Below are 20,622 nucleotides of genomic sequence, written 5' to 3' on the forward strand. Positions count from 1 at the left end.
CAAGTGTCGTCTGCCCACGCCGGGCCGTTCGCGGAGTGGCCGGCCTCCCTCCGGGCGCGCTACATGCCCGGCTCCACACTTGGCGGCACGAGGAACCTGGAATGCTCGCACGCACCTGGCGCGGGGTGACGAAGGCAGAGGACGCCGACGCCTACCTCACCTATCTCCACCAGACGGGCCTCACGCACTACCGGCGCACGCCAGGCAACCTGGCCGCGTACTGCCTGCGCAAGGTGGCGGACGGGCGCGCGGAGTTCCTCCTCGTCACCCTCTGGGAGTCGATGGACGCGGTGAAGCGCTTCGCGGGCGACACGCCGGAGCGCGCCATCTTCTTCCCGGAGGACGACCGCTACCTCATCGACCGGGACCTGCACGTCACCCACTACGAGGTCCCCTTCGCGCAAGGCCAGGCCTTCGAACCCGAGCGCGTCCGCTTCGACGACTTCCGCGTGGCGGGGCCCGCGGGGGACCTGCGGCTGGTGGACACCGGCGGCGGAGGCAAGACGCTGCCCGTCGTCTTCGTGCACGGACTCGCGGGCACTGCGGGCCACTGGCAGGCGCAACTGGAGCACCTGGCCCGCTCGGGCCGCCGGGGCATCGCGCTGGAGCTGCGCGGCCACGGCGGCTCCACGTACCCGGAGCCGGAGGACTTCACGCTGGAGTCGCTGACAGGCGACATCGCCGCGGTCGTGCGGGCGCTGGGGCTGCGGCGCTTCGTGCTGGTGGGGCACAGCATCAGCGGGGGCGTGGCGCTGGCGTATGCGGGGGAGAATCCCCGGCAGGTGGCGGGGCTGTTCCTGGTGGATCCGATGACGGACTCGCGCGGGTATCCCGAGGAGCAGGTGGCCGCGTACATCGCCTCGCTGGACGCGCCGGACGTGGCGCAGGCGGTGCGGCAGGACTGGGCGCAGATGGCGGGGGAGCGCGCGGACGTGCGCGAGCGGCTGCTGGCGGACCTGGACGCCACGCCCCTGTCGGCCGTGACGGCGGTGCAGCGCTCCAGCCTGCGCTTTGATTTGACGGCCGCGCTCGCGCGCTACCCGGGGCCGAAGTTCTCGCTCGTCGCGCCGGACAACGACACGCCGCGGAGCATCCACCGGCTGGGAGAAGGCGTGGCGCACCAGGTGGTGGAGGGCGCGGGCCACTGGATCCAGTTGGACCATCCGGACGCGGTCAACGCCGCGCTGGACGCGTTCCTCACGAAGTCAGCACCAGCTTGACCAGCTCCGGGGGACTGCCCAGCCGCATGGGGGGTCCCCAGAAGCCGCAGCCCCGGCTGACGTAGATGTGCGAGTCGCCGTGCCGGTAGTGGCCGGCGGAGTGCTCCCAGCTCAGCCCGATGAGCGCCGTCATGGGGAAGAGCTGGCCGCCGTGGGTGTGGCCGGAAATCTGGAGGTCCACGCCCTGCTCCGCGGCCACCTTGAAGTTGGCGGGCTGGTGCGCGAGCAGCACCGTGGCGCGCTCGGGGTCACGGCCCGCGAGCGCCTGCTCCAGGTCATAGCCCTTCTGTCCCAGGCGCCGGCCGCCGTGCCAGTCATCCACGCCCACCAGGTCGAACGCGCCGCCCGCGTCTCCGATGCGCACGTGCCGGTTGCGCAGCGAGGGAATGCCCAGCGAGTCCAGGTGGGCCACCCACGCCTCCGCGCCGGACGAGTAGTCATGGTTGCCGGTGACGAAGAAGCGCCCGTAGCGAGCCTGAAGGTTGCCGAGCGCCGCGACGAAGCCGCCCAGCCGGGGCACGGTGCCATCCACCAGGTCGCCGGTGATGGCGACGAGGTCCGGCTTGAGCGCATTGGCCCGCCGCACCAACTCGTCCATGAAGCGCCGCTGGATGAAGGGGCCCACGTGCAGGTCGGTGAGCTGCACGATGCTGAAGCCCTCCAGTGAACGGGGCAGCTTCGGAATGCGGACCACCAGCTCCGTGACCTCCGGAGCGGTGAACGCGCGCCAGCTCCCATACCCCGCCAAGCCCCCACCCAGCGCGAGCGCCCCACCCGCGGTCGCCTGCGACAGGAACCGCCGCCGCTCGGCATCCACGGAAGGGGCGGAGGACGCGGCGGGAGCAGGCCGGAGCCGGCGTCCCAGCGCGAACACAGCCCGGCCCAGGTCGAGCCCCGCGAGCGCGAGCACCAGGCACAGCGCCACGCCCATCCACGAATAGGACACCAGCTCCACCACGTCGCCAGGGCCTTCCGGAAGCGTGCGTTGCAGGTACCGCCGGGCCACGAGCACCCCCGTCATGAAGCCCAGCACCAGCGCGGCGAAGAGCCGGACCCCACGGCGGGGCGTGAGGTTCCAGACAAGCCGCCGGAACAGGTACAGGTGCCCGAGCACGGCACCCAGCGCGATGAGGAGCGAAAACGGAGACAACGGCATGAGCCCAGCCTCCCGCGCCTCAAGCCCGCACGCACCTGAATCCGTGCTCGCCCGCCCGCCCGCACCATGTGTTGCCCGGAAGCGGACGTGTTGTTCAGCCCACTCGCGTCCAGAGATAGGAGCAATCCAGGGCCAAGGCTTCGAAGGGCTCGACCCGCACGGGTTCAGAGTCCAGGGGGATGGCCCTTTGTACATAGCGTCCCGCATCGAGTTGGAACAACTCCAGCATCCGGGACTTCCTCTTGAGGAACCAGACGTGCGGAATTCCCGCGCGCGCGTACAGAGGCATCTTCAGTTCGCGATCAAGTCCCTCCGTTTCAGGCGTCAGCACCTCACCCACCCAATCAGGCGTTGGAATGAAGGGATCAGGCTCTGAGAGCCTTGGCGCACGCTCCCGTCGCCATCCAAGAAGGTCGGGAACCAGGATGTCGCCGCCAATGTTCACTTCGCCCTTTCGCACGATGAGCCAACCACCAGTCCCTCGCATTCCCTTGTCGAAGAACTGAATGAGTTCCACCAACACGTAGAACGCAAAGAAGGAGTCCCGTGGCGTGAGCAGGGGGCTCACGTACAGCTCTCCGTTGATGATCTCGCCCACCTTGGTTTCAGGCAGGGCATCCAGATCCGCAGTGGTCGCGGGCTTCTTCTCCATGCCCCCCTCCGTCATCGCGCGTAACCCCGGCCGGGGGTTGCGTCAGCTCTCCGTGCGTCCCCAGATGAGCGCGAGATCCAGCTCCACCGCGTCGAAGGGCTCCGCCCGCACGGGAGCAGACCCAACATGCGTAAGCAGTGCCTCGTACCTTCCGTCCCGCAGGCTGAACACCTCCAGCGTGCGCGTCCGCGGATCCATCAACCATACGTGCCGCACGCCCTCGCGCGCGTACACCGGCATTTTCACCTCGCGATCCAGCTTCCAGGTGGACGGGGACAACACCTCGCAGACCCAGTCCGGCGCGAGCGATACCGCCACAGTGTCAGGAACGTCGGGCATCCGCTCCAACCTCCATCCGGCGACATCTGGAACCAGGACATCCTGATGGAGGTGCAGCTCCTGCTCGCCCAGGAACAGCCATCCACCGGGTCCGCCACTTCCCCACTCGAAAGCCCCTACAAGCTTGCTGCTGAGCCGAATGGCAGCGGATGCATGCCGCGCTGCCGGCCGTGGGCTTGCATACAGCTCGCCCGCGACGAGCTCCCCCACGACATGGTCGGGAAGCGCCTCCAGGTCCGCATAGGTCGCGGGCTTCTTTCCCATCACGTCTCCCCATTCCTCGCCGCCCTCCACTCTATCCATGACGGCAAGGGGTAGCACGCCCGTCCGACATGACAGGGCACACGTCCGGCGGCCTACCTTACACATCTTCCAGCGATTCCCCTGCCCCGCCACCACCCCACGGTTAAGAGGCCCGCATCTTCCCCTCCTTCCCCGAAAGGTCCCCCATGGCCACGCCGCTCCAGGGTCGCGAAATCCACCTGAAGTCCCGCCCGCACGGTGAACCCACGCCGGACAACTTCGAGTTCGTCACCGTCACCGTCCCGGAGCCCGCCGAGGGACAGGTCCTCGTGCGCAACCACTTCATGTCCGTGGATCCGTACATGCGCGGCCGCATGAACGACGCGAAGTCCTACGTCCCGCCCTTCAAGCTGGGCGAGGTCATGGACGGCGGCGCCGTGGGCCAGGTCCTCCGCTCGCGCTCACCCGACTTCAAGGAAGGGGACTTCGTCGTCGGCACCGGCGGCTGGCGCGAGTACACCGTCGCCCCCGCGAAGCACTACCAGAAGGCCGACCCGTCCGTGGGCCCGCTCTCCGCGTACCTCGGCGTGCTCGGCATGCCGGGGATGACCGCGTACGTGGGCCTGCTCGACCTTGGCAGGCCGAAGGCCGGCGACACCGTCTTCGTGTCCGCCGCGGCCGGAGCCGTGGGCGGCGTCGTGGGACAGATTGCCCGCATCAAGGGCTGCCGCGTGGTGGGCAGCGTCGGCTCGGACGCGAAGGTGAAGCACCTGCGTGACGACCTGAAGTTCGACGCTGGCCTCAACTACAAGTCCGCCCCCATCGCCGAGTCCCTGGCGAAGGCCTGCCCGGACGGCATCGACGTGTACTTCGACAACGTGGGCGGCGACCACCTGGAGGCCGCCATCGGCCTGATGAACAACCACGGCCGCATCGTCCTGTGCGGCTCCATCTCCGGGTACAACGCCACCACCCCCGCGCCCGGCCCGCGCAACCTGTTCCTCGCCGTGGGCAAGCGCCTCACCCTCCAGGGCTTCATCGTCATGGACCACGGGGACCGCCGCGCGGACTTCCTGCGCGACGTGGGCCAGTGGCTGCGCGAGGGCAAGGTGTCGGACGTGGCCACCGTGGTGGACGGCCTGGACCAGGCCCCCGGCGCGTTCATCGGCCTGCTGCGCGGGGACAACACCGGCAAGATGCTGGTGCGGCTGGCGAAGGACGCCTGACGCTCGGTGGCCAACGTCCGGAACGAGCGCCACCGGACACAGCCCCGCCTTTGAGTCCCAAACCTCCCAAAGGCAGCCACGAAGACGTGCGGCCTCCACCGCGTCCGGCACCCTGCACGCCCCCTTGAAGGAGGCAGTGCGGTGACCTCACAGAAGCATCCGGACGCGGTGCACGTCGACGAGAAGAGCAAGGATGAGCAGCTCGCGAGGGACCGCTCGGAGCCCACGGGCAACTTCCTCACCACGGACCAGGGCATCCGCGTCGAGCACACCGACGACTCGCTCAAGATTGGCGCTCGCGGCCCCACGCTGCTGGAGGACTTCCACTTCCGCGAGAAGATGACCCGCTTCGACCACGAGCGGATCCCCGAGCGCGTCGTCCACGCGCGCGGCTCCGCGGCCCATGGCTACTTCCAGCCCTACGAGTCGCAGGCGAAGTACACCCGCGCGAAGTTCCTCCAGGACCCCAAGAAGAAGACGCCCGTGTTCGTGCGCTTCTCCACCGTCGCGGGCTCGCGCGGCTCCGCGGACACCGTGCGCGACGTGCGCGGCTTCGCGGTGAAGTTCTACACGGAGGAGGGCAACTTCGACCTGGTGGGCAACAACATCCCCGTCTTCTTCATCCAGGACGGCATCAAGTTCCCGGACGTCGTGCACGCGGCCAAGCCGGAGCCCCACCACGAGATGCCCCAGGCACAGACGGCGCATGACTCGTTCTGGGACTTCGTGTCGCTCGTCCCGGAGACGATGCACATGGTCATGTGGATCATGTCCGACCGCGCCATCCCGCGCTCGTACCGGATGATGCAGGGCTTTGGCGTCCACACCTTCCGCTTCATCGACGAGAAGAACACCTCGCGCTTCGTGAAGTTCCACTGGAAGCCGCTGCTGGGCACGCACTCGCTCGTCTGGGACGAGGCGCAGAAGCTGGCGGGCAAGGACCCGGACTTCCACCGCCGCGACCTCTTCGAGGCCATCGAGCAGGGGGACTTCCCCGAGTACGAGCTGGGCGTTCAAATCCTGGAGGAGTCGGACGCGACGAAGCTGGGCGCGGACCTGCTGGACGCGACGAAGATCGTCCCGGAGGAGATCGCCCCGGTGATTCCGGTGGGCAAGCTCACGCTGGACCGCAACCCGACGAACTTCTTCGCGGAGACGGAGCAGGTCGCCTTCTGCGTGTCCAACATCGTGCCGGGCATCGACTTCACGGATGATCCGCTGATGCAGGCGCGGCTCTTCTCGTACCTGGACACGCAACTGACGCGCCTGGGCGGACCGAACTTCGCGGAGATCCCCATCAACCGCCCGGTGGCGCCGGTGCACAACCACCAGCAGGACGGCTTCAGCCGGCACACGAGCAACGTGGGCCGCGCCAACTACTTCCCCAACTCGCTGGGCGGAGGCTGCCCGTTCCTCGCGTCCCAGAAGCAGGGCGGCTTCGTGCACCACCCGGAAGCCGTGAGCGGCCAGAAGATCCGCGAGCGCGCCGCCTCCTTCAACGACCACTACAGCCAGGCCGCGCTGTTCTTCCGCAGCCTGTCCGCGCCGGAGCAGGAGCACCTCATCGACGCCTGCCGCTTCGAGCTGGGCAAGGTGGAGACGCGCGCCATCCAGGAGCGCGTGCTGGAGCACTTCGCGAAGATTGACGCCCTGCTGGTGTCCGCCGTGGCCGAAGGGCTGGGCCTGCCCGCCCCCAAGGCCACGCCCGCCACGCCCAAGGGTCCGCCCGCGTCCAAGGCCCTGAGCATGGAGGCGATGAAGATGACGACGCCGCCGTCCATCAAGTCCCGGAAGATTGGCGTGCTCGTCGCGGACGGCGTGGACGCGGACGAGCTGATGGCCGTGCGCAAGGAGCTGGAGGCACAGGGCGCGAAGGTGAAGATCATCGCCAAGCGCCTGGGCACGGTGAAGGCCGCCAACGGCAAGGACGTGCCGGTGGACAAGAGCGCCATGACGACCGCCTCCGTGGAGTACGACGGCGTCTTCATCGCCGGCGGCGCCGCGAGCGTGGCCACGCTGAAGAAGGACGGGGAGTCGCGCCACTTCGTGCAGGAGGCCTACCTGCACTGCAAGACGGTGGGCGCGTCCAAGGACGCGGAGGACATGCTGAAGGCCTGCGAAATCGACCCGGCCGCGCCCGGCGTCGTCGCGGGCTCCAAGGCCGGAGCCGGCACCGCGCTGGCCACCGCGTTCTCCGCGGCGCTCGCGCAGCACCGGCACTGGGACCGCAAGGACAACACCCGCGTCCCGGCCTGAGGCCTTCAACCCGGTGACGTCACCGCGTCCGCTGTGACGCGGTGACGCGCCGCCAGCCGGGAGGACAGCCCTCGCGCAGCACCCGCGCCGCCGCGAGGGCGCACGCGTAGCTGCTCGTGATGGGTCGCTCCCCCCAGGCCCCGTCCGCGTACAGCCGCACCGTGGCCGCGTCCTCGACGTGGTCCACGATGTCGCCCTTGCGCAGCGCGTGCGCCATGGCCGCGTCCGCCACCGTCACCACCGACGGCATCCCGGACGGCAGCCCCGACACGGGACCGGCCGCGCAGAGCACCAGGCTCCCCTGCTCCACCGCCCGGTCCAGCAGCGCGGCCAGGGGCGCCTCGAAGGCGCGGCCCACGGTGCCCAGGCTCAGGTTGATGAGGTCCGGGCGCACGTCCCCGGTCAGCCACTCCAGCGCCTCCAGCAGGCTCAGCGAATCCCCGCGCATCCGCCCGTCCAGCACGCGCGCGACGTACCACTCGACGTCGTCACCGGGGCGGCCCTGGTCCAGCAGGATGCTCAGCACCGCGGTGCCGTGACCGTGCGTGTCCTCCAGGTCCTCCAGTGCGGAGCCGCCGTGACGCCAGGCGGCCAGCTCCTCACGCGAGTGGACGCGGGACTCCAGGCGCCGCGCCTCCCGGTCCACCGTGAAGCTCGCCGCTCCGGCAAGCGACAACCCCGCCCCGCGAAGGAAGCCCACCGACACACCGCTGTCCACGATGGCGACCTTCACGGGAGGCAGGGCCTTGAAGCGAGGCCTAGCAGGAGCTGGAAGAGTCCTCACCCACCGGCATCTTCAGCTGCGTGGGGTAGTAGGTCCCCACCCACTGGGTGCCGTTCCACGTCCACTGGAAGCCGTTCATGTACGACGTGGCGCAGGCGTACCCGATGAGGTCCTCGGACCCGCTCACTTCGTCCAGCAGCTTCGACACGTCCTTGCTCGTGAATTTCAAGGGAGCACTCCTGACATCGGATTGGGGGGGAAAAGCGGTCAGGAGACTAGGGGGCTGGGGGACGGGTCGCAATGATGTGGGGCATCCCCCCGCCAGGAACGCGGCGGCGGACCCGCGAGGGAGTTAGGGTCTGCCGGTCCACCGGTGTGAGAGGTGTCGCGCGATGAAGCTCTGGGCCCGCTGGTTCCGCATTCCCTTCTGGCAGCGCGTGCTGGGCGCCTTCGTGCTGGGCGCGCTCGCCGGGTGGGCGCTGGGCGACCGGGCCGGCACGTGGCTCCAGCCGCTGGGCACGCTCTACGTCCAGCTCATCCGGATGATCGCCACGCCGCTGGTGTTCTTCGCCGTCATCCACGCGGTGTCCGCGCTGCGCGGCCAGAAGAGCGTGGCGGCGCTGGGCGGCCGCACCTTCCTCTGGTTCGCCGTCACCGCCGCGCTGGCCGTGGGCGTGGGGCTGGGCACCGCCGCCCTCACGAAGCCGGGCCTGGGCGTGGGCACGCTCCAGGCGGCCAGCGACTACAAGCCCCGCCAGGTGCCCGGCCCGGTGCAGGTGCTGCTGGACGTGGTGCCCACCAACCCCTTCGCCGCGCTCGCCGAAGGCAAGATGCTCCAGGTCATCTTCTTCGCGGGCCTGCTGGGCTTCGCGCTGGTGAAGCTGGGCGAGCGCACGGAGCGCCTGCGCGCGCTGGTGGGCGAGGCCAGCGACGCGATGATTCAAGTCACCCGCTTCGTGCTGGAGCTCACGCCGCTGGGCACCTTCGGCCTCATCGCCGCGCTGGTGGGCACCTACGGCTTCGAGCGCCTGCTGCCCCTGGGCACCTTCGTCCTCACGCTGTACCTCGCGTGCGCGGTGCACGTCGTCTTCGTGTACGGAGGGCTGCTGGCGGCGCACGGGCTCAACCCGCTGCGCTTCTTCCGGGGCGCCGCGCCGGGCATGCAGGTGGCGTTCGTCAGCTCCTCCAGCTTCGCGTCCATGCCGGTGGCCCTGCGCAGCGTCACCCACAACCTGGGCGTCAACCGCGACTACGCGGCGTTCGCGGTGCCGCTGGGCGCCACCATCAAGATGGACGGCTGCGGCGCCATCTACCCGGCGATGACGTCGCTCTTCATTGCCCAATACTTCGGCCTGACGCTGTCCGCGCCGCAGCTCTTCATCATCCTGCTGGCGTCCGTGCTGGGCAGCTTCGGCACCGCGGGCGTGCCCGGCACGGCGGTGGTGATGACCACCGTCGTCCTCAGCGCCGCGGGGCTGCCCCTGGAGGGGCTGGGCTACCTGCTGGCCATCGACCGGGTGCTGGACATGATGCGCACCCTCACCAACGTCACCGGGCAGATGCTGGTGCCCGTGCTGGTGGCGCGCGAGGAGGGCCTGCTGGACCTGGCCGTCTACAACCGCGCGTCCAGCAACGTGGGGCTGGAGGAGCCCCAACCCCCGTCGCCGGTCAGCTGAGCGCTACTTGCAGGTCTTCGCCGGCAGGGAATCAATCCAGTCCGCGATGAGCTGCGAGCCCTCCGCGTGGCGAACCGTGCGGCCAATCTGCGGCATCATCTTGCCGGACTCCTCCGTGTGCATCCGGTACCAGAGGATGGACTCCGCGTGGTTGCCGGGGAGGATGTCGAACTCGCCGCCCACGCCGCTGCCCGCGGAGCCCGGGCGCTTGCACTCGCCCAGGCTGAACATGCTCGTGGTCCCGATGTCGAGGAACAACTGGCTGGTGATGCCCGCCGTCCCCTTCGGGTTGTGGCAATGCGCGCAGTTGATGTCCAGGTACGTGCGCGCCCGCGTGGTCAGGTCCGCCGCCTGCGGATCGAACGCGTCCGGCGCCTTCGGCAACTCCGCCGCGGCAGGCAGGCCGTCCAGCTTGCCCAGCGACGCCAGGTACTCCAACTGGTCGTGCTCCACGCCGCCGTACGTGTTGGTGCGGTGCAGGTAGCGCGCCTTCACGCCAATGGGGTGCATCACCTGCGCCCCCTTGTCGTCCACCAGGTGGTGGCACTGCTGGCACTGGTTCTTGGAGGGCACCGCGTACTTGAACGAACGGGTCTCCCCTTCCGAGTCGATGAACGTCACGTCACGCGAGCGGCCGCCGGTGGCCAGCGTGGCCTCCGTCTGCTCCGCGTTCCAGACGTACGGCCACGCCTCCCAGCCTGAGGGCTGGTGCACCAGGACGCGCGTCTCGATGACCCGCACGTCCTGGTCCGGCTTCCGCAGGTCCGCCGGGAAGGCGAACGTCTTCGTGATCAGCGTCCCCACCGGCAGGTCCAGCGCGGCCATGGGCTGGTAGCGCGCCGTCTTGCCGGGGGGGATGTAGAGGGTGCGTGACTTGACCGCGTAGTCGGAGAACAGCGCGGTGGACAGGGTGTAGGGCACGTTGCCCTCCACCGGGACGAGTCCCCCGTCCGCCGGGCTTCCGGTGAACAGCCCGTAGCCCGACAGCGTGTTGGGGATGGCCAGCGGAGGGCCCGCGTCCGGCTCGCCCGCGTCAGGCGTTCCGGAGTCCACGGGCCCCGCGTCTGGCACACCGGCGTCGGGAACCCCCGCATCCTCCGTTCCGGCATCCGGCACGGAGGTCCCCGCGTCGGGTGTGGGCGCGGGGTTCTCCGGGTCGGAGGAACCGCAGGCCGCCAGCGACAGCGCCAGCAGCACCACGGGGAGACGGGGCTTCACGAACGACGTCCACATGGGTGTCACGCTCCCTGACTGCGATTACTGGATGGCGTCGCCAATCGTCAGCGCGGGGCTGAAGCCGGCGCAGTTGAACTCGGCCTTGTTGGCCGCGTAGTGCCGCGTCTTGCCCCACGCGCCCGCCAGGTTGCCCTGGCCCGCCAGCGTGGCGGCCGCCTGGAGGTCCAGGTCCACGATGGCCGTGGTGGTGCTCGCGGGCAGCGTGTTGTTCACGAAGCAGATGTTGATGGGGTTGATCTGCGCGCGGTCATGGCCCACCGGATCCAGGCCGTCCCACACCAGGTGCTCCACGCCGAGCGTGCCCTGCGTCTCGCCGTAGGCGTAGAGCGCCGCCAGGGCCGCGCCCAGGGGCCGCCGCGTCTGGCTCAGGTTGCCGTTGTCCACGTTGTCGCCGCTGCCACCCTGGAAGGTGTTGTCGTGGATGTAGACGTCGGCGCTGGCCCAGTTGCCGCCGGCCGCGGACCAGTTCGCCGGGTTCGAGTCGATGGTGAGGCCGCTCAGCACCGCCACGTCCACCGTGTTGTTGTTGCCCCAGGTGTTGCCCGTCAGCTCCACGCGGCGCGACGCCAGCATGAACGTGCCCGTGCCCGCCGGCACCTGCGACACCGTGCTGCTGCTGGCCTGGACGGACGCGAAGTTGTTCCGGTTGTTGCCGGTGATGACGTTGTTCTTCACCCGGATGTCGGTCCCCTTGATGGGGTTGCCCGGCAGGTCGAACACCACCAGGCCCGTGGTGTTGTCCTGGGCCGTGTTGCCCAGCACGTAGGCGAACTTCGTGTTCTCGATCTCGATGCCCGCCACGTTCTGCTTCGCGATGCTGTTGCGCACGACGGCGTACTCCGTCTGGCCCACGTAGATGCCCGCGTCCGCGGCGTTGTACGCCTCGCAGTCCTCGATGAGGACGTACTTGGACTTCACCGGGTACAGGCCGTACTTGCCGTTGCTCTCCTGGTCGGCCTTCTCCCACTCGGTGCGCACGCCGCGCATCACCACGTCCGTGGAGGACTCCACGCGGATGGCGTCCTTCTTGGCGTTCCACACGGCCAGGTTGCTCACCGTGAAGCGGTCACCCACCACGTCCAGGCCGTTGGAGTTCGCCGCGGCGTTGGTGAACACCAGCACCGTGCTGCTCGCCCCGCCCGTGCCCTCGCCCTTCGCGCCCTTGCCCGCGCCCACCAGCGTGATGCCGTTCTTGCGGATGGTGATGGCGTTGTCGAAGGTGTACGTGCCCGGCGCCAGCGTGATGGTGGTGCACTCGGCCAGCGTGTTCACCTGGTCCTGGAACGCCTCTTCCTGGCCCGGCGCGAAGTTCAGCGTCGTCTGCGTCTTGCCCTCGCAGGAGAAGGTGCCCGCGCTGCCGCCGTCCCAGGCGATGCCCGTGTCCACGCTGCCCGCGTCACTGCCCGCGTCCGTGGTGCCCGCGTCACTGCCCGCGTCCGTGGTCGTGCCCGCGTCCACCTTCACGCCCGAGTCCGGCGTGGTGTCGTCGTCATCCGAGCAGGCGGTCAGCGAGAGGGCCCCCACCAGGGCCAGAAGGGTCGCGCTCGATGCGCGGGTCCACTGCAAACGGGGCATGTCATTCCTCCGCGAGGCCGCTCCACAGGGGCCACGGGGGGAGCCCCCACGGCCCGCGAAGCAGCGGGAAGGCGGCATGCTCGGAGCAAAGACACACTGACGACAAGTACAAGTTGCACGTTTGTGTTTTGACGCAGCCCCCCTTTAGCCACGCTCAAAAAAGCACGCACACGCGGTAAGCCTATCGTTCGGAATGTGTTCGGAATGCAATTGACGCAAGGCTCCACGGCCGGCACCCGGGCAGGCGGGGCAGCCCGGTCCGCGTGCTCCCCGCAGCCCACCCGGGCGGTCATCTTGAGAAGCAGGTCGCGGCGCGGTTCTCCCTCTCCCGCGACGGAAGAAGGAGGACTCCCATGCGCGCAGGCACCCTGGTGACCCTGGTGGTGGCGCTCGCGTCCGGCCCGGCCATGACGGTGTTGGCGCAGCAGGACGAAGCGGCGGCTGCCCCGGAGGGCAATGACTCGCAGAACCTGGATGAGCGGCAATCACTGACAGACCGCTCCGGTGACAGCACCTTCTGGGACAATTACTGGTATCAGCCGCCCGCGAACAGCGGCGCGTTCGAGCAGCCGCCCGCTGGCAGCTACGCGCTCCAGCAGCCCCTTGTCGGCTCGTACCAGCTGGAGCAGCCGCTCATCGGCACGTACCAGCTCCAGCAGCCGCTCAACGGGACCTATCAGCTCCAACAGCCGCTGAATGGGACGTATCAACTCCAGCAGCCGCTCAACGGCACGTATCAGCTCCAACAGCCGCTCAACGGGACGCAGCAGCAGCGTCGCCGTTGAACGGGCCGGGCGTCCCTAGCGCCGGGCGTTGAAGGTGTCGCACGCCTCCAGCGTCCCCTGCTCCAGGCCGCGCTTGAACCAGGTCATGCGCTGCGCGGCGGAGCCGTGGGTGAAGGACTCGGGGACGACGTAACCCCGGGCGCGCTTCTGGAGGGTGTCGTCGCCCACGGCGCTGGCGGCGCCCAGGCCCTCCTCCACGTCCCCCTGCTCCAGGATGTTGCGGTCCTTCTGGGCGTGGTTGGCCCAGATGCCGGCGAAGCAGTCCGCCTGGAGCTCTGTCAGCACGGAGAGCTGGTTGGCCTGCTCCTCGCTCGTGCGGTTGCGCATGGACTGCACCTTGCGGGAGATGCCCAACAGGTTCTGCACGTGGTGGCCCACCTCGTGCGCGATGACGTACGCGCGGCCGAAGTCACCGGGCGCGCCGAAGCGGCTCTCCAGCTCGTTGAAGAAGCTCAGGTCCAGGTACACCTTCTGGTCGCCCGGGCAGTAGAACGGCCCCACCGCGCTCTCCTGCGCGCCGCACGCGGACTGCACCGCGTCCGTGAAGAGCACCAGGTGCGGCTGCACGTAGCGCACACCCTGCGGCTCCAGCAGCTGGGGCCAGGTGTCCTCCGTGTCCGCGAGGACGACGGAGGCGAAGTCCTTCATCTTCTCCTGCTGGGGGTCCACGTTCCCGGAGCCGCCCGTGGCCGGATCCGAATACGGAGAGCCGCGCGTGCCGATCTGCACGTCGGACGGGTCCCCGCCCAGCAGCATCACCAGCAGCGCCACCACCAGCGACGCGGCGCCACCGCCCACCGCGAGCGGGCGCCCGAAACCACCGCCCCGCCGGTCCTCGATGTTCGAGCTGCGACGTCCGCCTTCCCACCTCATCCCGTGCCCCCTGAACGCAAAGATGATCTGGGGACCAAGGTAGGCAGCGGGCCCTCCGTCAGCGACGGTGCGGCCCGGGGCGTCCGGACGTCAGGAGGTCCCCAGGACAGGCAGGCGGGCGGGCCGTCGTCCTGACCGCCCGGCCTACTTCCCGCCGGAGAAGCCCACCGCCCCGGAAGCCACGCGCGCGGCGGTACCCAGGCGCTCCAGCAGCGTGGGACCGAAATACTGGCGCCGGGACTCGCCCTGCCCCGCGCGCACCTGCTCCGGCGTGTCCAGGTAGCCCACGTAGCCGTTCGCGAGCCCCAGCACGTGCGTGGCCCCGGAGAGGTCCGCCAGCGCCCGGCCCGCGCCCACGGTGGGCTCGCCCGGGATGGACAGCAGCTCCAGCGGCCCCAGCGCCAGCGCGTCCACCTCCGCGTCGCGCGGAGAGGAGGCACACAGGAAGTTGTCCCCCGCCGCCCGGGTGAAGGCCGGCACCAGCCGCGACGAGTCCGGCCGGGGCAGCGCGGTCCGCACCCGCGCGAACGCCAGCCGCACCGGGCCCGGCTCGGGCGTCCCGGCCGCCGTGTCCGCCAGCGTGGACAGCTTGCGCGCGAAGCCCAGGGCGCGCTCGGGGCCCTGGCCCTCGGAGAAGGCCACGGACGCGTTGCCCTCGCTGCCCTGCACGAACAGGGAGACGCCCTGGCCCGCCTCCTCGCGCAGCGTGCTCAGCCGGCCCGGGTAGTCCGGATCCACCAGCGCCCGCTGCCGGGGGATGAGCGTGGCGTGCGCGGCGAACACCAGCACCTCCGCCACCGGCCCTGCGGCCCCGCGCAATCCCACCCGCGTGAGCTGGCCGTCCGGGGCGTCGCCTCCAGAGCGGGAATAGACGAGCCCCGCGTCCGCCGCGCCGCCCACCTCCAGCGTCACGTCCGTCATGGCGGCCGCGGCCTTCTCCAGCGCCTCGCTCGCGCCGGCCACCACCGCGTTCACGGAGGCCTCCTGGTAGTGCCCCGTCCCGGACAGCTCGGCCACCTGGCGTGCGTCGTACCCTCCAAAGGAGGAGTGCGTGTGCGTGGCCACCACCAGCACCTCCTTCACCCCCGCCTTCGCGGCGCGCTCGCGCACCCGCTCCGTGATTTCCGGGGTCACGAAGAGCAGCTCCAGCGACACCACGCCCACGCGCGCCCCTCCGGCCTCCAGCACCAGGGCCCTCGCGTGGACGGGCTGCTCGGCCTGGCTCGCCTCGGGCCGGGGTGGGGCGTAGCCGGCCACCACCACCGGGAAGGGCGGGGAGAGGGCCACCTTGGCCGCGCCTGCCCGCAGGGGGCCTTCGCCACGCACCTGTGACAGCACCTCGGGCGTGCGCTCCTCCCACCTCCCACACCAGTTCCATGAGGCGAGCGCGTAGGCGGCCCCGGCCGTTAGCAAGGCGAAGGGCAGCAGGGTGCGGAGGAAGGAGCGCCGGGAAGAGGACATGCCGGAGGGCAGCGTAGCCCCTCGGCGCTTCCCGGCGGCTCCTACCTTTCAGGCGGCGGCACCTTGCCTGGCCTACAAGGGCCGACGTCGACGTCGAGTGGAATACCCACCTTCAAGGCGTGCGTTCCTGTTCCGCTTCGCGGTCGAAAGGGGTAAGGCAGCGCGCCATGTGCGGCATCTTCGGAATCGTGGGTCATGGAGAGGCGTCCAACCTGACGTACCTGGGGTTGCATGCCCTGCAGCACCGCGGACAGGAGTCCGCCGGCATCGTCGCGTCCGACGGGCACGTCCTGCGCGCGCACCGGCAGATGGGCCTGGTCGCGGACATCTTCACCGCGCCGGTGATTGAGAACCTCCCCGGCAAGGCCGCCATCGGCCACGTGCGCTACAGCACGGCGGGCGGCAGCGGCATCAAGAACGCCCAGCCCCTGTTCGTGAACTACGCGGGCGGCCAGTTCTCCATCGCGCACAACGGCAACCTCGTGAACGCGACGGAGCTCAAGGCGGAGCTGGAGGCGGAGGGCGCGCTGTTCCAGTCGGACGCGGACACGGAGGTGGTGATGCACCTCCTCGCCCGCTCCAAGCAGCCCACCTTCGAGGCGCGCCTCGTGGAGGCGCTGCGCCGGGTGGAGGGCGCCTACAGCATCCTGCTGCTCACCGAGGACAAGCTCATCGCGGTGCGCGACCCCAACGGCTTCCGGCCGCTGGTGCTGGGCAAGATGAAGGAAGGCGCGTACGTGCTCGCCAGCGAGACGACGGCGCTGGACCTCATCGAGGCGGAGATCGTCCGCGAGCTGGAGCCCGGCGAGATGGTCGTCATCGAGAACGGCGTGCTGCGCACCAGCATGCCCTTCAAGCCCGCCGCGCGGCTGGGCCGCTGCATCTTCGAGCACGTCTACTTCGCCAAGCCGGACTCCGTCCTCTTCGGCACCAGCGTCTACGAGGTGCGCAAGCGCCTGGGCATGCAGCTGGCGCGCGAGCAGCCCGCGGAAGCGGACCTGGTCATCGCGGTGCCGGACTCGGGCGTGCCCGCAGCCATCGGCTTCTCGCAGGCGAGCGGCATCCCCTACGACGTGGGCCTCATCCGCAGCCACTACGTGGGCCGCACCTTCATCGAGCCGCAGCAGTCCATCCGCCACTTCGGCGTGAAGCTGAAGCTGTCCGCCGTGCGCCAGGTGCTCAAGGGCAAGCGCGTGGTGGTGGTGGATGACTCCATCGTGCGCGGCACCACCAGCCGGAAGATCGTGAAGATGCTCAAGGCCGCGGGCGCCGTGGAGGTGCACCTGCGCATCTCGTCGCCGCCCACGCAGTGGCCCTGCTACTACGGCATCGACACGCCCAGCCGCACGGAGCTCATCGCCGCCAGCCACACCACGGAGGAGATCGCCAAGTACGTGACGGCGGACTCCCTGGGCTACCTGTCGCTGGAGGGCCTGGGCACCGCGGTGGAGGACCCGAAGCGGAGCACCTACTGCACCGCGTGCTTCTCCGGGCAGTACCTCACCGACAAGCTGATCCAGAGCGCGGGTGGCGCCACCAAGCTCAGCGCCTGAGCCGTGACGGTTTGGATGAGTGGAGTCCGTGAAACGAACGGACTCCACATGCACTACCTCCGGACCGGAGGCGCCAGGCCTCCGGTCGTCCTGCTCCATGGATTGATCGGAAGCGGCGCCTGCTGGACGCCCGTGGCGCGCGTGCTCGAAGGTGGATTCGACGTCGTCATGCCCGACGCAAGAGGGCATGGCGGTTCGAGCACGCCGCTCCACGGCTACCGGTACGAAGACCACGCAAGCGACGTCGTGGGCCTCATCCAAGGCCTGGGACTCTCCCGCCCGGTGCTGATGGGCCACTCGATGGGCGGCATGACCGCCGCGGTGGTGGCGAGTCGAAGGACGGACCTCCGCGGCCTCGTCCTGGTGGACCCGACGTTCCTGAGTCCCGAGCGCCAGCGCGAGGTGCACGCCAGCGACGTCGCCGGGCAACACCGCCGGACCCTCGCATCCAGCAAGGCCGAGCTCGTCGCCCAGGCCCAGGCCCGGCAGCCGCATCGCTCGCCCGAACTCCTCGGGCATCTTGCCGAGGCGAGACTGAAGACGAGCACGGAAGCCTTCGACGTCCTCACACCGCCCAACCCCGACTATCGCGACGTGGTGAGCGCGATTGAAGTCCCCACCCTCCTCGTCATCGGGGACAGCAGCCCCGTCGTCACGTTCGAGATGGCGACGGAGCTGCGGGGCCTCAACCCACGCATCCGGATCGAACAGATCCAGGACGCCGGCCACGGCCTCCCCTACGACCAACCCGGGCGCCTGGCGGAGGTGGTCGCGTCGTTCATGCGCGAGCTGGCCTGAGGCTACCTGCGCGGCTCGTACCGCAGGGCCATCGCCCCCGAAGCGAGCTCCTGTCGGCCCACGAGCTTCAAGTCGACGTACTTCGACAGCCCCGCGAACAACGTCGGTCCGTGGCCCGCGATCCGGGGATGCACCAGGAACTCGTACTCGTCGATCAACCCGAGCTCCGCCAACGCCAGCGGGAGCTTCACGCCGCCCACGTACAGGCCCTTCCCCGGCTGGTTCTTGAGTTGTTGAACCGCCGTCCCCAGGTCCCCGCGCACGAGCTCCGCGTTCCAATCGACCCGGTCCAGGGTGCTCGACACGACGTACTTCTTCGCCGCGTCGATCATCCGGGCGAAGGGGCCGTCCATCTCAGATGGCTGCCGGAACGCGGCCTCCATCATCTCGTAGGTCACCCGGCCAAACAGGAGGGCATCGGCACGCCCGAGGAGTTCGGCCGTGTAACGATGCAGCCCTTCGTCCGCGAAACCCGCACGATGATCACAGCACCCGTCCAACGTGATGTTGATGGAATACCGAAGAGGTCGCATTCCGTGAAAGTACCGCAGGTGCTCACCCGGCGATGAAGTCCTTCAGGTCATCCGGAAGCGGTGACGCGAAGGTGACGGTTGCCCCGGTGCCCGGATGCGGGAACGTGATGCGCTCCGCGTGGAGCGCGTGCCGAGGCAATCGCAGCCGCTCCCACGCCTCCGGCTCCAGCGTGTGCTTGCTGAACCGGTCGAAGTAGCCGGGGTCCGGCCCGTACATCTTGTCGCCCACCAGCGGGAAGCCCGCCTCGCGCAGGTGGATGCGGATCTGATGCTGCCGCCCCGTCTCCGGAAAGCAGCGCAGCAGCGCGAACGGCGCGCCGCCATGCGTGAAGCGCTGGAGCACCTGGAAGCGCGTGCGGCTGGGCTTGCCCGCCACCGGGTCGATGCGCACGGCGATGCGGATCAGGTCCGTGCCCTCCGCGATGGGCGCGTCCACGACGAAGGTGTCCTCGGAGGGCTGGCCCTCGCACAGCGCCAGGTACTCCTTGTGCACGTCGCGCGACAGGAACAGCCCGCCCAGCACGCGGCAGGACTCGGTGGTGCGGCCGCACACCACCAGGCCGCTCGTCTCGCGGTCCAGCCGGTGCGCGGGCTCCGCGAAGCGCTCACCGAAGCGCTCGCGCAGCAGCGTCACCAGCGTGCCCTTGTGGTAGCGCGCGGTGGGGTGGATGGGCAGCCCCGCCGGCTTGTCCAACACCAGCAGCCAGTCATCGGAGAAGACGACGGGCAGCTCCGTGGGCGTCACGGGCTCCTGGCTCGCGGGGCGGCGGATCCGGAAGGTGAGCCCCGGGTACACGGGCGTGGAGGGCTTGAGCCGGTACTCGTCGCACAGGACGCCGCGCAGGATGATGCCGCGCACGCGCTCCAGGTCCATGCGGCGGATCTTCTCGCAGAGGTAGCGGTCCAGCCGCCACCCCGCGTAGTTCGGCTCCACGACGAACGGGATGTCCACGTAGCCGTCGGGCACGGCCGGAGCGCTGTCGGCGTCTTCACGCATGGCGAGCCCGACGCTCTACCATGCTTCGGAACACGAAGGCCGCCCGGCCCCCGCGCACGAAGACGCGAGCACCCGGCGGCCTGATTGCTTCAAGGACGCGTTCCGCTCACCCGAAGGCGCGCTTCGCCTCCACCACGCCCAGGAAGCGCGCGTACAGGTCCGCGATGCGCTCGCCCGTGCGGCCGTCCCACAGCTCCGGCACGCGGCCCTTCTTGAAGTCGCCGGCCAGCACGCGGTTCGCGGCCTCGCGGATGCGCGCGGGGTCGGTGCCCACCACCTCGTTGGAGCCGACCTCCACGGTGATGGGGCGCTCGGTCTGCTCGCGCATGGTGAGACACGGCACGTTCAGCGCCGTGGTCTCCTCCTGCAGGCCGCCGGAGTCCGTCATCACCAGCTTCGCCTGCGACGTGACGGACAGGAACTCCAGGTAGCCCATGGGGTCCACCAGCTTGAGCCCCGGCGTCTGCTCCAGCTTCGGGCCCAGGCCCTGCTCGGCGATCATCTTGCGCGTGCGCGGGTGCACCGGGAACACGACGGGCAGCTGCTTCGCCACGTCCATCAGCACGCCCAGCAGGCCCGCCAGCAGCTTCGGGTTGTCCACGTTGGACGGCCGGTGCAGCGTCGCCACCACGTAGCCCTTGGGCTCCAGGCCCAGCGTCTTCAGCGTGGGCAGCTGGTCGGCCTTCTCCTTGGACGACAGGAGCGAGTCGATCATCACGTTGCCCACCAGATGGATGTGCTTCGGGTCGATGCCCTCCTTCAGAAGGTTCGCGTCCGCGTCGCGCGACGGCGTGAGCAGCAGGTCGGAGAGCCGGTCGGTGACGACGCGGTTGATCTCCTCCGGCTGGTGCCGCTCGAAGCTGCGCAGGCCCGCTTCCACGTGGGACAGCGGGATGGCCAGCTTGGACGTCACCAGCGCCGCGGCGATGGTGCTGTTCACGTCACCCACCACGGAGACCAGGTCCGGCTTCTCCTTGAGGAAGACCTTCTCCATCTCCACCATCATCTTCGCCGTCTGCTCGGCGTGGCTCCCGGAGCCGATGCCCAGGTGGATTTCAGGCGGAGGCAGCCCCAGGTCCGCGAAGAAGACGTCGCTCATCTTCGCGTCGTAGTGCTGGCCGGTGTGGATGACGAGCTGCTGCAGGGACCCGCGCGCGGAGATGGCCCGGTGAATGGGTGCCACCTTCATGAAATTCGGACGCGCGCCAACGATGTGGATGACCTTCTTCATGTCGCTCCGGAAAATAGGCACGTGCCTATTTCCGGCCAGGGGTGGGGCCAACAGCCGTCTACCGGAAGCAGTGGGACGTCCTGAATCT

General features: G+C 69.5%; 19 protein-coding genes. 7 read left to right on the forward strand and 12 right to left on the reverse strand.

Features of this window, described 5'->3' with window-relative positions; genetic code table 11:
- The first annotated feature begins 101 nt into the window (after positions 1-101).
- Positions 102-1,220 carry an alpha/beta fold hydrolase gene (locus JYK02_RS16635; protein ID WP_207052228.1) on the forward strand — a complete coding sequence of 373 codons (1,119 nt, stop codon included), beginning with the start codon at positions 102-104 and terminating at the stop codon, positions 1,218-1,220.
- Here the strand turns inward: JYK02_RS16635 and JYK02_RS16640 are convergent.
- From JYK02_RS16640 to JYK02_RS16650, 3 genes are all read right to left on the reverse strand, one after another.
- A complete protein-coding gene (locus JYK02_RS16640) occupies positions 1,198-2,376 on the reverse strand; it encodes a metallophosphoesterase (RefSeq protein ID WP_207052230.1) in 1,179 nt (392 codons plus the stop codon). The genes JYK02_RS16635 and JYK02_RS16640 overlap by 23 nt on opposite strands.
- A 94-nt stretch (positions 2,377-2,470) precedes the next feature.
- On the reverse strand, positions 2,471-3,028 hold the full coding sequence (locus JYK02_RS16645) for a Uma2 family endonuclease (protein WP_207052231.1): 558 nt from the start codon (positions 3,026-3,028) through the stop codon (positions 2,471-2,473).
- A 42-nt stretch (positions 3,029-3,070) separates the two neighbouring features.
- On the reverse strand, positions 3,071-3,631 hold the full coding sequence (locus tag JYK02_RS16650) for a Uma2 family endonuclease (protein WP_207055152.1): 561 nt from the start codon (positions 3,629-3,631) through the stop codon (positions 3,071-3,073).
- A 185-nt stretch (positions 3,632-3,816) separates the two neighbouring features.
- On the opposite strand from JYK02_RS16650, the gene JYK02_RS16655 reads away from it, so the two are divergent.
- Together JYK02_RS16655 and JYK02_RS16660 are read left to right on the forward strand one after the other, a co-directional pair.
- Positions 3,817-4,836, forward strand: a complete 1,020-nt coding sequence (locus tag JYK02_RS16655; protein ID WP_207052232.1) for an NADP-dependent oxidoreductase — start codon at positions 3,817-3,819, stop codon at positions 4,834-4,836.
- A 141-nt stretch (positions 4,837-4,977) separates the two neighbouring features.
- Positions 4,978-7,092, forward strand: a complete 2,115-nt coding sequence (locus JYK02_RS16660; protein WP_347402510.1) for a catalase — start codon at positions 4,978-4,980, stop codon at positions 7,090-7,092.
- A 19-nt stretch (positions 7,093-7,111) separates the two neighbouring features.
- On the opposite strand, the gene JYK02_RS16665 is transcribed toward JYK02_RS16660, so the two are convergent.
- Both JYK02_RS16665 and JYK02_RS16670 read right to left on the reverse strand, forming a co-directional pair.
- Positions 7,112-7,825 (reverse strand): S8 family serine peptidase, encoded by a 714-nt coding sequence (locus tag JYK02_RS16665; RefSeq protein ID WP_207052233.1) that lies wholly within the window; start codon positions 7,823-7,825, stop codon positions 7,112-7,114.
- 25 nt (positions 7,826-7,850) lie between these two features.
- Positions 7,851-8,045 (reverse strand): hypothetical protein, encoded by a 195-nt coding sequence (locus JYK02_RS16670; protein WP_207052234.1) that lies wholly within the window; start codon positions 8,043-8,045, stop codon positions 7,851-7,853.
- Positions 8,046-8,208: 163 nt separating this feature from the next.
- Between JYK02_RS16670 and JYK02_RS16675 the strand changes: the two genes are divergently transcribed.
- Positions 8,209-9,492 (forward strand): dicarboxylate/amino acid:cation symporter, encoded by a 1,284-nt coding sequence (locus JYK02_RS16675; protein WP_207052235.1) that lies wholly within the window; start codon positions 8,209-8,211, stop codon positions 9,490-9,492.
- 3 nt (positions 9,493-9,495) lie between these two features.
- Here JYK02_RS16675 and JYK02_RS16680 read toward each other — a convergent pair whose 3' ends face one another.
- Complete coding sequence (locus tag JYK02_RS16680) at positions 9,496-10,710, reverse strand: SO2930 family diheme c-type cytochrome (RefSeq protein WP_347402511.1); 1,215 nt, start codon at positions 10,708-10,710, stop codon at positions 9,496-9,498.
- 39 nt (positions 10,711-10,749) lie between these two features.
- Positions 10,750-12,303 (reverse strand): parallel beta-helix domain-containing protein, encoded by a 1,554-nt coding sequence (locus JYK02_RS16685; protein WP_207052238.1) that lies wholly within the window; start codon positions 12,301-12,303, stop codon positions 10,750-10,752.
- A 353-nt stretch (positions 12,304-12,656) separates the two neighbouring features.
- On the opposite strand from JYK02_RS16685, the gene JYK02_RS16690 reads away from it, so the two are divergent.
- Positions 12,657-13,088, forward strand: coding sequence for a hypothetical protein (locus JYK02_RS16690; RefSeq protein ID WP_207052240.1), 432 nt, complete (start codon positions 12,657-12,659; stop codon positions 13,086-13,088).
- 15 nt (positions 13,089-13,103) lie between these two features.
- Here the strand turns inward: JYK02_RS16690 and ypfJ are convergent, their stop codons facing one another.
- Together ypfJ and JYK02_RS16700 are read right to left on the reverse strand one after the other, a co-directional pair.
- On the reverse strand, positions 13,104-13,961 hold the full coding sequence (gene ypfJ / locus JYK02_RS16695) for a KPN_02809 family neutral zinc metallopeptidase (RefSeq protein ID WP_207052243.1): 858 nt from the start codon (positions 13,959-13,961) through the stop codon (positions 13,104-13,106).
- A 144-nt stretch (positions 13,962-14,105) separates the two neighbouring features.
- The gene (locus tag JYK02_RS16700; RefSeq protein ID WP_207052245.1) at positions 14,106-15,422 is read right to left on the reverse strand and encodes a neutral/alkaline non-lysosomal ceramidase N-terminal domain-containing protein; all 1,317 of its coding nucleotides are present in this window, start codon (positions 15,420-15,422) and stop codon (positions 14,106-14,108) included.
- A gap of 167 nt (positions 15,423-15,589) precedes the next feature.
- On the opposite strand from JYK02_RS16700, the gene purF reads away from it, so the two are divergent.
- Complete coding sequence (gene purF, locus JYK02_RS16705; RefSeq protein ID WP_242588774.1) at positions 15,590-16,975, forward strand: amidophosphoribosyltransferase; 1,386 nt, start codon at positions 15,590-15,592, stop codon at positions 16,973-16,975.
- A gap of 48 nt (positions 16,976-17,023) precedes the next feature.
- On the forward strand, positions 17,024-17,773 hold the full coding sequence (locus JYK02_RS16710; protein ID WP_242588775.1) for an alpha/beta fold hydrolase: 750 nt from the start codon (positions 17,024-17,026) through the stop codon (positions 17,771-17,773).
- A 2-nt stretch (positions 17,774-17,775) separates the two neighbouring features.
- Here JYK02_RS16710 and JYK02_RS16715 read toward each other — a convergent pair whose 3' ends face one another.
- The 3 genes from JYK02_RS16715 to wecB form a co-directional block, all read right to left on the reverse strand.
- A complete protein-coding gene (locus JYK02_RS16715; RefSeq protein ID WP_207052251.1) occupies positions 17,776-18,306 on the reverse strand; it encodes a dihydrofolate reductase family protein in 531 nt (176 codons plus the stop codon).
- A gap of 22 nt (positions 18,307-18,328) precedes the next feature.
- Entirely contained in the window at positions 18,329-19,303 is a 975-nt protein-coding gene (locus JYK02_RS16720) for an RluA family pseudouridine synthase (protein ID WP_207052253.1), read from the reverse strand.
- Between the two features lie 106 nt (positions 19,304-19,409).
- Entirely contained in the window at positions 19,410-20,534 is a 1,125-nt protein-coding gene (wecB, locus tag JYK02_RS16725; protein ID WP_120528971.1) for a non-hydrolyzing UDP-N-acetylglucosamine 2-epimerase, read from the reverse strand.
- Positions 20,535-20,622 lie beyond the last annotated feature (88 nt).

The organism is Corallococcus macrosporus (genome assembly GCF_017302985.1).
GTDB classification, from domain to species: Bacteria; Myxococcota; Myxococcia; order Myxococcales; family Myxococcaceae; genus Corallococcus; species Corallococcus macrosporus_A.